Consider the following 13934-nt stretch of genomic DNA (forward strand, 5'->3'; position numbering starts at 1 on the left):
GCGACCCTTACCCACCGCTAGACCTGGAGGGTGCATGACCGCTGTGCAACCCGCGCCCGCCATCGAGACGGGTTCCCCCGAAACCGCGGCCGATGCAGCCAAGCGCGCAGCCACCTACGACAAGCTCGCGCTGCAGCAGCTGCTCGCGCCCACCCGGGCGCGTTCGTCGCGGGCGCAGCGGTACCAGCTGCTGGCCTCGGCGGCGACGATCGTGCCGTTCATCGGCATCGTGGAGATCGGGCGTGAACTGCTCGCCGACGGGCCGCCGGACACCGCCAGGCTCTGGACCGTCGTCGCCATCGTGGTCGTCGCGCTGCTGGTACGCACGCTCGCCGGCGGTGCTGCGCTCACGATCACCCACTTCGCCGACGTGGATCTGCAGCGGTCGTTGCGGCTGCGGATCGTCGACAAGCTGGGCCGGTTGCCGCTGGGCTGGTTCGGCAGCAAGTCGTCGGGCGAGGTGAACAAGGCCGTCCAGAACGACGTCGGCGAACTGCACTTCCTGGTCGCCCATTCGGCGGTGGAGAACACCGGGGCGCTGGCCACCCCGCTGTTCGGCCTCATCTACTGCTTCTACCTCGACTGGCGGCTGGGCCTGCTGGCAATGGCCACCGTGCCGTTCTACATCGGCATCTACCTCGCGCTGGGGCGCGACTCCCGAACGCAGATGGAACGGCTCGACCAGGGCGTCGAACGGATCAGCGCCACCATCGTCGAGTTCATCGCCGGGGTGTCAGTGGTCAAGACGTTCGGCCAGGCCGGCAAGGCGCACAAGCGTTTCGCCGACGCCGCCGACGAGTTCAACGAGAGCTTCGCGGGATGGATCGGACCGCTGGTTCGGGTCAAGGCGGTGTCGTCGGTCTTCATCGACACCCCGGTGCTGCTACTGGCCAACCTGGCCGGCGGATTCTGGTTCGTCCGCAGCGGCTGGGTCAGCCCGATCGAGGTGCTGGGCTCGACGCTGGTCGCGGTGACCATCCCGGCGGCCGTGCTGACCGTCGGCTACTCCACGCACATCAAACGCCAGGCCGCGGCCGCCGCCGGGCGCCTACAGCGCCTGCTGGACACACCCGTGCTGCCCGTCGCGCGCGAACCGCAGGTACCGCAGGACAATTCGATCCGATTCGAAGATGTCCGGTTCTCCTACGACGGCGAGAACACCGTCCTGCACGACGTGTCGCTCACACTTGAAGCCGGGACCATCACCGCGCTGGTCGGGCCGTCGGGCAGCGGCAAGTCGACGCTGGCCACGCTCGTGCCGCGCTTTCACGACGTCACCGCGGGCGCGATCCGCGTCGGTGATGTCGACGTCCGCGACATCGCGCCCGCCGAGCTGTACCGGCACGTCGGGTTCGTGCTGCAGGACGTGCAACTGCTCGGCATCAGCGTCGCCGACAACATCCGCCTCGGCCGCGCCGGCGCCACCGAAGAGGACGTCGTCGCGGCGGCCAAGGCCGCTCGCATCCACGACCGGATCCTGCAGCTGCCAAGGGGATACGACTCCGTCATCGACGAGGACGCGCACTTCTCCGGTGGCGAAGCTCAGCGCGTGAGCATCGCGCGCGCCGTGCTGGCCGATACGCCGATCCTGGTGCTCGACGAGGCGACCGCGTTCGCCGACCCCGATTCGGAGGCCCAAATCCAAGAGGCGTTGTCGCGGCTGATCGTCGGGCGCACCGTGCTGGTCATCGCGCACCGGCTCGGCTCGATCGTGTCCGCCGACAACGTGGTCGTGCTGGATCAGGGACGCGCCGTCGAACAAGGCAGGCATGACGAGCTGCTCGCCGCGGGCGGGCAGTACGCGCGCATGTGGCAGTCCTACACCGCAGGGCACGCACGGGAATGGGAGGTGGCCCGATGATCCGGGGCTTTCTGCAGATCCTCGGCCCGCAGCGGGGCCGGATGTTCAGCTTCCTGGCGGTGGTGACCGTCTACGGAATCCTGCACGGCCTGGTGATGCTGCTGCTGGTGCCGGTGACGGTCTCGCTGTTCGACGGCGACTACGCCGCCACCGGCCGCTGGCTGGGCCTGATGGCGGTTACCGTGCTGGTCGCGTCGGTGCTCAGCTACGTTCAAGCCAAACTCGCGATCCGCATGGCGCTGACCACGATGCGGCTGCTGCACCACCGGCTCGGCGACCACATGGTGACCCTGCCGCTGGGCTGGTTCAGCCGTGAGACGGTCGGCAAGGTCTCTCAGATCGCGGTCAAGGGAACGGTTTTCGTCGGCACCAGCGGCGGCAACCTGGTCACCCCGCTGGTGGTCAACACCGTCAGCGCGGTGACCGTGGTGGCCGGCCTGTTCTACTTCGACTGGCGGATCGGGCTCGTCGCTCTAATCGGCGGTGTGCTGCTGGTGATGTGCGGGCGGTTCGCCTCCCGGCTGATCGCCGGCGCCGAGGTGCGCACGCACGATGCGGCGATCGAGGTCAACAATCGGGTGATCGAGTTCGCGCGCTACCAACCCGTGCTGCGGGCCTTCGGACGCACCGGGGCCGACTACACGCCCCTGGGCGACGCGCTGCAGACCCAGCATCGCGCCGGACGCGCTGCCTTGTGGCAGTCGGTGACCGGGCTGCTGCTGAACGGCGTTGCGGTGCAGGCGGTTTTCTCGGCGCTGATCGCGGCGGGTGTGTGGGTCGCGGTCCAGGGCGACATCAACCCCGTCACGCTGGTGGCCATCCTCGGGCTCGCCGCCCGGTTCGCCTCACCGCTGTCGCAGCTGGCCGAACTCGGGTCCGCGGTCAGGCTGGCGACCGCCGAGCTGGAGCGCATCACCTCCATCCTGGACACCCCGTCGTTGACAGAGCCGGCCACCGCGAGCACGCTTCCGGCGCCTGGGCGCGTCGAGCTCGACCGCGTCGCGTTCGGCTACTCGGACCGCAAGGTGCTCACGGACGTCAGTTTCGTCGCCGAACCGGGCACCATGACCGCGATGGTCGGCCCGTCGGGCTCGGGTAAGTCGACGATCACCAAGCTGATCGCGCGCTTCTATGACGTCGACGGCGGCGTGGTCCGGGTCGGCGGCGTGGACGTGCGGGACCAGCTGACCGCCGACCTGATGGCGCAACTGTCGCTGGTCTTCCAGGACGTGTATCTGTTCGACGACACGCTGTGGGAGAACATCCGCATCGGTCGGCCCGACGCCGACGACGCCGCCATCGTGGAAGCCGCGCGCACCGCGGGCCTGTTGTCGGTCGTCGAGCGCCTGCCCGACGGCTGGCAGACCCGGGTCGGTGAAGGCGGTTCGGCACTCTCGGGCGGCGAACGGCAGCGGGTGTCGATCGCGCGGGCGCTGGTCAAGAACGCGCCCATCGTGCTGTTCGACGAGGCGACCAGCGCGCTGGACCCGGAGAACGAACATCACGTCGCCGAGTCCATCCGAACGTTGGCCCAACACAGCACCGTCGTCGTGATCGCACACAAGCTGTCCACGGTCACCGCCGCCGACAACATCGTCGTGCTGTCCGCCGACGGCTCGGTCGAGGACCAGGGCAGCCATGCCGAGCTGATGGCCCGCGGCGGCCAGTACGCGCAGTTCTGGAATCAACGCGTCGCCGCCAGCGGGTGGGTGATGGCAGCCGCGGAACGATAACTGCGTTCGCGCACGTCAGAATGGGTAGAGCTACGCGAAGCGGCGAAGCGGACAGGACCGGGATGCCCCTTAGCGGAGGGGCGACGTAGGCGTGTCCGGGGCGCGAAGGATAGGGTAACCTCACTTCCGATTTAGGACAGCCTGCGCTAATCACACGGAGGAATTCATGAGTGTTTTCACCGCGGAATCGCAGGCCCGCTCATCGCACCTGTCCGGTCTTCCACGCCGCCCCGACGCGACTCCGACGCGATGATCGACGAACGGAGCCAGCTAACCTTCGCGCCCTGGATCAAACGTTCCGCGGGACAGTCGTCCGACGGTGCGACCATCGTCTTCCCGCACGCCGGCGGCGCGGCCGCGGCCTACCGCGCGTTCGCCTCGGCGCTGGCCCGCACCGGTGACGACGCGTACGTGGTCCAGTACCCGCAGCGCGCGGACCGGCTCCGCCATCCCGCACCGGAGACGGTGCAGGATCTGGCCGCCGACCTGTTCGCCGCGGGGGACTGGTCCGAACTGGGACCGCTGCGCTTGTTCGGCCACTGCATGGGTGCGGTGATCGCATTCGAGTTCGGCCGCGTGGCCGAGCGCAACGGCGTTCCCGTCCACCAGCTGTGGGTCTCGGCGAGCCAGGCCCCCTCGACCATCGCCACCTCACCGCGCCTGCCGACGGCCGCGACCGAAGTCGTCGCCAACATGGTCGACCTCGGCGGGACCGACCCCCGCCTGTTGGCCGACGAGGACTTCATCGAACTGCTCGTTCGCGCGGTGCGTGCGGACTACGAGGCGTTCAACCGCTACGCTTGTGAACCCGACGTCCGCCTCGCCGCCGACATACACACCATCGGTGGCCGCAACGATCACCGAATCAGCCCAGACATGTTGCGCGGATGGGAGACTCACACCCAGGGCGCTTTCACGCTGTCGTTGTTCGACGGCGGCCACTTCTACATCAACGACCATCTCGACGCCGTCGCGGAGTTGGTCAATGCCGGTTAGCGCGCCCGACGGCGTCGGCGACGATCCGATCGTCATCGTGGGGATGGCGATCGAGGCGCCGGGAGGAATCGACACCGTCGAGGACTACTGGGATCTGTTGGTCAACCGCCGCGAGGGCCTGTGCCCTTTCCCGCGGGACCGCGGCTGGTCGGTCCGCGACATCCTCGACGGGTCGACGCGCGACGGGTTCAAGCGCATCCACGATCTCGGCGGATTCCTCGCTCGCGCAGCCGAATTCGATCCGGAGTTCTTCGGGATCTCCCCGCGGGAAGCGGTCGCGATGGATCCGCAGCAGCGGGTCGCGCTCCGGGTGGCGTGGCGGGCACTGGAGAACAGCGGCATCAACCCCGACGACCTCGCGGGCCACGACGCCGGCTGCTATGTGGGCGCTTCGGTGATGGGCTACGGTCCCGACCTTGCCGAATTCTCCAATCTGACCGGGCATTTGATGTCGGGCACCGCGCTCGGCGTGATCTCGGGGCGCATCGCTTACACCCTCGGTCTGGCAGGTCCCGCGTTGACCATCGACACCTCGTGTTCGTCGACGCTGACCGCGATCCACACCGCTTCACAGTCGCTGCGGTCGGGAGACTGCGACCTGGCGCTGGCCGGCGGTGTCTGCGTGATGGGCTCAGCCGGCTTCTTCGTCGAATTCTCCAAACAACACGCGCTGTCTGACGACGGTCACTGCCGGCCCTACAGCGCGCAAGCCAGCGGAACCGTATGGGCCGAGGGCGCGGCCATGTTTGTCCTGCAGCGCCGGTCGCGGGCGCTGCGCGACGGACGCCGCGTTCTCGCCGAGTTGCGGGCGACCTGCCTCAACCAGGACGGCCGCTCGGTCGGGCTGACGGCACCGAGCGGCCCGGCGCAGGCGCGGTTGTTCGCACGGGCCCTCGAACAGAGTGGACTGCGTCCGCACGACATCGGGATGGTCGAGGGGCACGGCACCGGCACCCGGCTCGGGGACCGCACCGAGCTTATCTCGCTCGTCGGGACCTACGGCGCCACCGAACCCGGCCAGGGCCCGCTGCTCGGCTCGGTGAAGTCCAACCTCGGGCACACCCAGGCGGCCGCCGGGGGACTCGGCCTGGCCAAAGCCCTGATCGCCGCCGAACACGGCGCCATCCCCGCCACCTTGCACACCGACGAGGCAAGCCGCGAAATCGACTGGGAAACCCAAGGATTGCGGCTGGCATCGGAGCTGACGCCCTGGCCCGCCACCAACGGTGAGCGGTTCGCGGCGGTCACCGCGTTCGGCATGAGCGGCACCAATGCCCACGTGATCGTGTCGGTTCCGTCGAGCCGTCCCGAGGCGGCGTGATGGCCACTGGTTTCCCCGACGGCCGGGTGCCCGTCGTGTTGAGTGCGCACGCCGAGGAACTGCTGGCCGCCGACGCCGAGGCGATACTGCGCTACCTCGATCGCGAGCCCGACGTGGCGGCGGTGGCCTCGACCTTGCTGCGCACCCGGCGCATACGCAGGCACCGCGCGGTCGTGCGCGCCGCCGACACCGCCGAACTGGCCGAGGGGCTCCGAGCGATCGCCGACGGCGGTACGCACCCGCTGACGGTCCGCTCGTCGCAATCAACCGCGCCACGAACGGCTTTCGTCTTCCCCGGACAGGGCAACCAGTGGCCGTCCATGGGGGCGGACGCCTACCGGCGGTCAGCGGTGTATCGCACCCACGTCGACCAATGCGCCGAGGCGTTCGTCGCCGCAGGCGAGCCGTCACCGCTGCCGTACCTGACCGCGGAGACCAACGGCGGTTCCTGGTCGCAGACACAGATCCAGTCGGCGCAGTTCACCCACGCCGTCGCGCTGGCCCAGATGTGGCGCTCATGCGGAATCGCACCCGACATGGTGGTCGGGCACAGCCTCGGTGAGGTCGCGGCCGCCTACGTCGCCGGGAGCATCGCGCTGCCCGACGCGGCCGCTGTGGTCATCGCCCGAGCCAGGGCAGTCGAGCGGCTTTCCGGTGACTACGGCATGGCCGCGCTGGGGGTTTCACTGGCCGACGCCGAGCGGTTGATCGAATCGACGCCGGGGTGGCTCGAGGTGTCGGCGGTCAACGCCGCCGCGTCGGTGGCGGTGGCGGGGGAGCGCGCAGCGATCAGCGCGCTCGTCGCGACCGCGACCGAACATGGCCTGTTCGCCCGCGAACTGGACGTGAACTATCCGGGACACACCAGTGCGCTGGAGCGGGTGCGCGAGGACCTGCTCGCGATGCTTCCCGACACCGAGTTCGGCGACGCCCCAGTCGAGTTCATCGGCTCGACCACTACCGACGTGGTGCCCGCGGGCACCACGTTCACCTCCTACTGGTACCAGAACCTGCGCAACACCGTGCGATTCGACCGGGCCGTTGCGGCCGCGGCCCGCCGCGGTGCCACGGCGTACATCGAGATGTCGGCGCATCCGGCCCTGCTGTTCGCGCTGGGCGACCTGCTGGCCGACGAGGACCCACTGGTTATCGGATCGGGGCATCGCGACCTTTCCGCCATCGACGCGCTGTCGACCAGCATCGCCACCGCCGCGGTGGCCAACCCCGAATTTCGTTGGGCCGACCTGGTCGACGTCACTGCGCATCCCCAGCTGCGCGGCTTCCCGAACGCGCCGATGCGGGCGGTGCGGCTGTGGGCACAACCGCAGCCGCTGGCCCCGGTCTACGGTCTCACCGTCGCCCATGAGAAATGGGACGCCACCGCAGCGCGATCAGACCAGATCGCGCGGCGCGTCGCCGTCGTCGAGCTTGCCGGCCCGCGCGGGCCGCTCGGTGAACAGCTGCGCTCGGCGCTGCGGGACAACGGATCCGACATGGTCGAGCCGTCCGACGCTGAGCTCGTCGTCGCCGTCGCACCCCTACTCGACCATCCCGACGCCGAACGCGCGGCCCACGACATCTCCCAGCTCGTCGGCGAGGGCCTGCTTGATTACGTCGACGCGTCGGGACCGCACTGCCGCGCGGTGTGCCTGGTGACGGTCGGCGGTGAGCACGTCCAGCCGGGGGAGCCGGTCGCGTTGCCCGCGCAGACCGCCCTGGCGGCGATGCACCGCAGTCTCGGCTTCGAGCGACCCGAGCAGGCGTTCAGGCATCTCGACCTGCCCTCCTGGGAACCCGACAACACCCTCACCGCCGCGGCGGTCAGTGCACTTCTGTCCGGCGGCGACGAAGTTGCCGTGCGCGACGATGGTTCGGGTCCAACGGTTTTCCTCCGCTCCGTCGCGGAGGCGATGGAACCCGCACCCTCGTGGCTCTCGGCGCCCGGCGCGTTCGACGACGTCGTGATCACCGGCGGTAATGGCGCGGTGGCATTGCATTTCGCCCGGTATCTGGCCGCCCACGGGGCACGCCGCATCGTGCTGCTCAGCCGCCGCGGTGTCGACGCCGCCACCAAGGCCGACCTCGCCGCGACCGCATCGGGCCTCGACGTGGTCGCGCCGCGGTGTGACATCACCTCCGCCGAGGAGGTGGCCGCGGCGGCCGAGGAGTTCGGCGGCGACGGTGCGTCTCTGCTCATCCATGCGGCGGGCGCGGCGGCCTTCGCCGATCGGGACGAGCTCACATCGGAGACGTTCGTCGAGGCGGCGGCCGCGAAGATCGGCGGGCTGGCCAGGGCGGCCGAGCTCTGGCCGATGCGCGGGGATGGTCGAATCCTGGTGTGCTCCTCGGTGTCCGGAGTGTGGGGTGGGCGCGCACACGCCGCATACTCGGCTGCCAACCGGATGCTCGACGTGATGGCGGGCCAGTTGCGGGCCAAGGGGCAGCACTGCGTGGCCGCCAGGTACGGATTGTGGCGCGGCAGCGGCATCGCCGACGCGGACGAGGTGACCAAGATCGAGCGCTCCGGGCTGCTGGCGATGTCCCCGGACGCCGCCGTCGAGGCCAGCCTGCGCGACCACGGCGAGGATCCGCTGCTGTTCAGCGCGGACCAGGCTCGGTTGCGGGTGTTCTTGGAGAGCCGGACGGCAGAGCACAACGAAACAGCCGTGGCCGCACCGGAACCCGCGCGCGACACCACGGCGGTGGTGACGTCGGAGCTGGGTGCGGTGCTCAACATCGAGGCGAGCTCGATTGACCTCGAGACGTCGTTGCTCGACCTGGGGGTCGACTCGCTCCTGGCTTTGGATCTGCGTAAACGGCTGCAACGGGCGACCGGACACAAGGTGTCGCTGGCGGTCCTGCTCGGCGGCGTTACCGGCGGCGAACTCATCGCCGACCTCGACAGCAAAGAACGATCAGAGAAGGTGGACAACGCGTGACTGACACGGTCGATATCCGCGAGCAGGTGGAGGACCGCCGGCTGGAGTTGTTGCGCCGCAAGCTCGCCGAGCGGGGTCTGCGCGGTGAGAACACCTCGACCGACGAACAAGACGGGCTGTCCGACGGCCAGCGCCGCATGTGGTTCGTCCAAGCGGCCGACCCGACCGGGGCGATTCTCAACATCTGCCTGTCCTACCGACTCACCGGCAACCTCGATGTCGCCCGGTTGCACGACGCCGTCAAAGCAGTCGCCGCGCGTCACGCCGCGCTGCGCACCACCTACGGCGTCGACGAAGACGGCGAACCACAACCGACCGTCCACGACGACCTGATGCCGGGCTGGACCGTGCACGACCTGACCGAGCTGTCCGAGCATGCGCGCCGGCTGCGCCTGGAGGTGCTGGCCCAGCGCGAGTTCTGCGCCCCCTTCGATCTGAGCACCGACTCGCCGCTGCGGCTCACCGTTGTGCGCACCGCGCCCGACGAACACGTCATGCTGCTCGTGGCGCACCACATCGCCTGGGACGACGGCTGCTGGCAGGTCTTCTTCGGCGATCTCACGCGCGCGTACGCCGGTGAGGCCTTGGCGCCCGCGGTCACACCACCGTCGCACGCGCTGGGCCCGGTCGACGAGGACCTGGACTATTGGCGCGATACGCTCGCCGACCCGCCCGAGCCGCTGGAGCTGCCCGGGCCGAACGGTTCTGCGGTGCCGACGAACTGGCGTTCGCAGCGGTTGACGCTGCAATTGCCGGACGCAACGGTCGAGCGGGTTGCCGTGCTGGCCAAGGAGGCAGGTGCGACGCCGTACATGGTGTTGCTGGCCGCCTTCGGGGTACTGCTGCAGCGCTACACCCATGCCGATGACTTCCTGGTCGCCACACCGGTGCTCAACCGCACCGCCGACGTCGAGGACGTGATCGGGTACTACGGCAACACGGTGGCGCTGCGCCTGCGGCCCGGCGCCCATGAGAGCTTCCGCGACGTCCTCGCACACGCCCGCGACACCGCGGTCGGTGCGTTCGCTCATCAGCGCGTCAACCTCGACAGGGTGGTACGCGAACTGAACCCCGACCGCCGCCACGGCGTAGAGCGGATGACGCGGGTGACCTTCGGTGCGCGCGGCGCCGACGGGCAGGGCTTCAATCCGCCCGGAATCATCTGCCGCCGAGCCGAATTACGCGGCCATCTCACCCAGCTGCCGCTGGGCTTCATGGTGGAGTTCGACGCACCCGGGATCGTGGTGGAGGCCGAGTACCTCGTCGAGATCCTCGAGGCGCCGCTGGTGCGCCAGCTGCTCGAGCACTACGCGGTGCTGCTCGATGACGCGCTTCAGCGCCCCGACCTTCCCGTCAATGAGCTCGAACTGATGGCGCCCGAGGACGTCGAATGGTTGCGCCGGGTCTCGGCGGGAGAAGAATTCGACACCGCACCGTCGACCATGACGGCACTGGTGGAGGCGCAGGTGGCGCGCACACCCGACGCCGTCGCCGTGGTCTACGAGGGACGCAACTACACCTACCGGGAACTCAACGAGTCTGCGAACCGGTTGGCGCACTGGCTGATCGAGCGCGGTATCGGCACCGAGGACCGCGTGGCGGTGCTGCTGGACCGCTCACCGGAGCTGGTGATCACCGCGCTCGGCGTGATCAAGGCGGGCGCGGTGTATCAGCCTGTCGACCCGACCTACCCCGAGGACCGGTTGACGTTCATCTTGTCGGACTCCGATCCGAAACTGGCCATCCGCGAACCGATCACCGATCTCGACCGGTTCCCGACCACCAACCCCACCGACGCCGAGCGCGTCCGCCCGCTGTACCCGGAGAGCACCGCCTACCTGATCTACACCTCGGGTTCGACCGGTCTGCCCAAGGGTGTCCCGGTGGCCCACAAGCCGGTCGCCGAGTATTTCGTCTGGTTCAAGGGCGATTACGGGATCGATGACAGCGAGCGGCTGCTGCAGGTCGCCTCACCGAGCTTCGACGTCTCGATCGCCGAGATATTCGGCATGCTCGCGTGCGGCGGCCGGCTGGTCATTCCGCGCCCGGACGGTCTCCGCGACGTCGGCTACCTCACCGACTTGCTGCACGACGAGGGCATCACCTCAATGCATTTCGTGCCCTCGCTGCTGGGCCTGTTCCTGTCACTGCCCGGCGTCAACCAGTGGCGGACACTGCAACGGGTGCCCATCGGCGGCGAGGCGCTGCCCGGTGAGCTGGCCGACAAGTTCCACGCCACATTCGATGCGCTGCTGCACAACTTCTACGGACCGACCGAGACCGTCATCAACGCGAGCCGGTACAAGGTCGAGGGTAAGCAGGGCACCCGGATCGTGCCGATCGGCAAGCCCAAGATCAACACCCAGATCCACCTGCTCGACGATGTTCTGCGGCCGGTCCCGGTCGGTGTGATCGGTGAGATCTACATCGGTGGAACACATGTCGCGCACGGTTATCACGACCGGCCCAAGCTGACCGCGGAGCGGTTCGTCGCCGACCCGTTCAACCCCGGCGGCCGGCTCTACCGATCGGGTGATCTGGCCCGTCGCAACGCAGACGGCGACATCGAGTTCGTCGGCCGCGCCGATGAGCAGGTCAAGATCCGCGGGTTCCGCATTGAACTCGGCGAGGTGGCCGCGGCGATCTCCGTCGACCCGAGCGTCGGTCAGGCGGTCGTGGTGGTCAGCGACCTGCCCGGTGTGGGCAAGAGCCTCGTCGGCTACGTCACGCCGGCCGAAGACATCGAATCGGTGGATGTCGAGCGGATCCGCAACCGGGTCGCCGCCGCTCTGCCGGAGTACATGACCCCGGCGGCATACGTCGTGCTCGACGAGATCCCGATCACCGCGCACGGCAAGATCGACCGGGCGGCGCTACCCGAACCCGACATCGACTCCGGTGCAGTGTTCCGCGAGCCGGCCGACGGTACCGAACGCCGGATCGCCGACCTGTTCGCCGAACTTCTGGAACGAGACCGCATAGGCGCCGACGACTCGTTCTTCGACCTCGGCGGCCACTCGCTGCTGGCCACCAAACTCGTTGCCGGGGTGCGCAGTGCGTTCAACGTCGACATCGGCGTGCGCGAGGTCTTCGAACTGGGCACCGTGGCCGCCCTGGCGCAACGGATCGACTCGTCATCGACCGACGGCGGTCCCACCCGCCCCAGACTGGTCCCCGTCCCGCACGACGGACCGCTGCTCATGTCGGCCTCGCAGCTGCGGATGTGGTTCCAGTACCGCATCGACGGACCGAGTCCGGTCAACAACATCCCGTTCGCGGCCCGCATCAACGGGCCGTGCGACGCCGACGCGTTCGTGCACGCGGTACGCGACGTGGTGGCCCGGCACGAGGTGCTGCGCACGACCTACCGCGAAATCGACGGTGCGCCATACCAGATCGTCAACGACGATCTGGAGGTGGCGGTGCGCCGCGCCCACGGCGCCGACGACGAGTGGCTGGACACCGAACTCGGCAAGGAGCGCAGGCACGTCTTCGACCTGGAAGCCGACCCACCCGTTCGCGCGGCCGTGCTCGCAACGCCGGACGCGCACGTGGTCTCGCTGGTGGTGCATCACATCGCCGCCGACCACTGGTCGGCGATGGTGTTGTTCACCGACCTGCTGACGGCCTACCGGGCCAGGCGGGCCGGTGAGGCACCGGGTTTCGCGCCGCTGCCGGTCCAGTACGCGGACTACGCGGCGTGGCAGGCGGCCCTGATCGGCGAAACCGACGGGCCCGTCGCCGCGCAGCGCGACTACTGGCGCGAGCAGTTGGCCGGTCTGCACGAGGATCCGGGCCTGACCCCGGATTTCCCGCGCCCGCCGGTGCTCAGCGGGGAAGGCGACGCCGTCGAGTTCGCTATCGACGCCGCCACCCGCGGCAAGCTCGCCGAACTGAGCCAGGAGCTCGGCGTCACCGAGTTCATGCTGCTGCAGGCGGCCGTGGCGGTCGCGTTGCACAAAGCCGGTGAGCGCCCGGACATTCCGCTGGGCACGCCGGTCGCGGGCCGCACCGAGGCCGAACTCGACCAGCTCGTCGGCTTCTTCATCAACATCGTGGTGCTGCGCAACGATCTGACCGACAACCCGACGCTGCGAGAGGTGCTGCGCCGGGCCCGCGACACCGCGCTGGAGGCTTACGCCCACCAGGACCTGCCGTTCGACCAGGTGGTCGATGCGGTCAGCCCGGCACGGTCGCTGTCGCGCAACCCGTTGTTCGGTGTCGTCGTGCACGTGCGGGAGGCGTTGCCCGCCGACCAGGTGATCGAATCGCAGCCCGACGGCGACACCACATTCACCGCGCTCGAGCCGCCGTTCGACGTCGCGCACGCCGACCTGTCGGTGAACTTCTTCGGCGCCGAAGACGGCTACCGCGGCCACGTCATCTACCGCACCGACCTGTATCGGCGCAGCACCGCCGAACGGTTCGTCGGGTGGCTGAATCGCGTGCTGGCCGCCTTCGCAGACGATCCCGGACAACGGGTTCGCGACGTGCAAATCTCCGACGGCGAGGAGCGCCGCCGCGTGCAGCGGTTCGGCGCGGCGGCATCGGCCAGCGTGCTCGACGGCTGGCGCGATCCGGTCGCGATCGGCGTGGTCGGCGACGTCTACGAGCACGTCGTCGACGAGACGGGCGCGGACCTGCGTGCGACGGGCAGACGTGGGCGCTGGACCGCCCACGGCGAACTGGAGTACATCGAGGCCGTCGAGACGCGCCGCCCGTCGGCGCCCGCCGGGCCGGCAGAACCCGTGCGCACCGAAACCGAACGCGTGCTGGCATCGCTGCTCGCCGAGGTCGTCAACGTGCCAGAGGTGAACCGCTCCGACGACTTCTTCGAGCTCGGTGGCGATTCCATCCTGGCGGTTCAGCTCGCCGCCCGGGCGCGCGATGTCGGGCTGGCGGTCACTGCGCGAATGGTGTTCGAGCACCCCACGATCCACGAACTGGCGGCCCAGGTGGACGGCGGCGCGGAGACGGAGTCGCCCGACGTCCATCACGAGCCGATGGCGGCCTCCGGCCTGTCGGCCGACGAACTGGCGGCGGTCACGTCGATGTGGTCGGCCTCCCAAGAGGGCGCACCGTGA

Annotated in this window: 6 protein-coding genes; all 6 read left to right on the forward strand. The window is 69.2% G+C overall.

The genetic code is table 11. The features are described 5' to 3' along the window. The first annotated feature begins 34 nt into the window (after positions 1-34). The 6 genes from AAHH99_RS19730 to AAHH99_RS19755 all read left to right on the forward strand — a co-directional run bounded on the left by AAHH99_RS19730 (position 35) and on the right by AAHH99_RS19755 (position 13934). Positions 35-1861, forward strand: coding sequence for an ABC transporter ATP-binding protein (locus AAHH99_RS19730; RefSeq protein ID WP_418770179.1), 1827 nt, complete (start codon positions 35-37; stop codon positions 1859-1861). Then, entirely contained in the window at positions 1858-3594 is a 1737-nt protein-coding gene (locus AAHH99_RS19735) for an ABC transporter ATP-binding protein (protein ID WP_418770180.1), read from the forward strand. The genes AAHH99_RS19730 and AAHH99_RS19735 overlap by 4 nt, the downstream gene beginning before the upstream one ends. A 249-nt stretch (positions 3595-3843) precedes the next feature. Beyond that, positions 3844-4590 (forward strand): thioesterase II family protein, encoded by a 747-nt coding sequence (locus AAHH99_RS19740; RefSeq protein ID WP_418770181.1) that lies wholly within the window; start codon positions 3844-3846, stop codon positions 4588-4590. After that, complete coding sequence (locus AAHH99_RS19745) at positions 4580-5911, forward strand: polyketide synthase (protein WP_418770182.1); 1332 nt, start codon at positions 4580-4582, stop codon at positions 5909-5911. The genes AAHH99_RS19740 and AAHH99_RS19745 overlap by 11 nt, the downstream gene beginning before the upstream one ends. After that, complete coding sequence (gene mbtD / locus AAHH99_RS19750) at positions 5911-8850, forward strand: mycobactin polyketide synthase MbtD (RefSeq protein WP_418770183.1); 2940 nt, start codon at positions 5911-5913, stop codon at positions 8848-8850. The genes AAHH99_RS19745 and mbtD overlap by 1 nt, the downstream gene beginning before the upstream one ends. Beyond that, positions 8847-13934, forward strand: coding sequence for an amino acid adenylation domain-containing protein (locus tag AAHH99_RS19755; RefSeq protein WP_418770184.1), 5088 nt, complete (start codon positions 8847-8849; stop codon positions 13932-13934). Before mbtD ends, AAHH99_RS19755 begins: the two co-directional genes overlap by 4 nt.

The organism is Mycobacterium neumannii (genome assembly GCF_048452905.1).
GTDB classification, from domain to species: Bacteria; Actinomycetota; Actinomycetes; order Mycobacteriales; family Mycobacteriaceae; genus Mycobacterium; species Mycobacterium neumannii_B.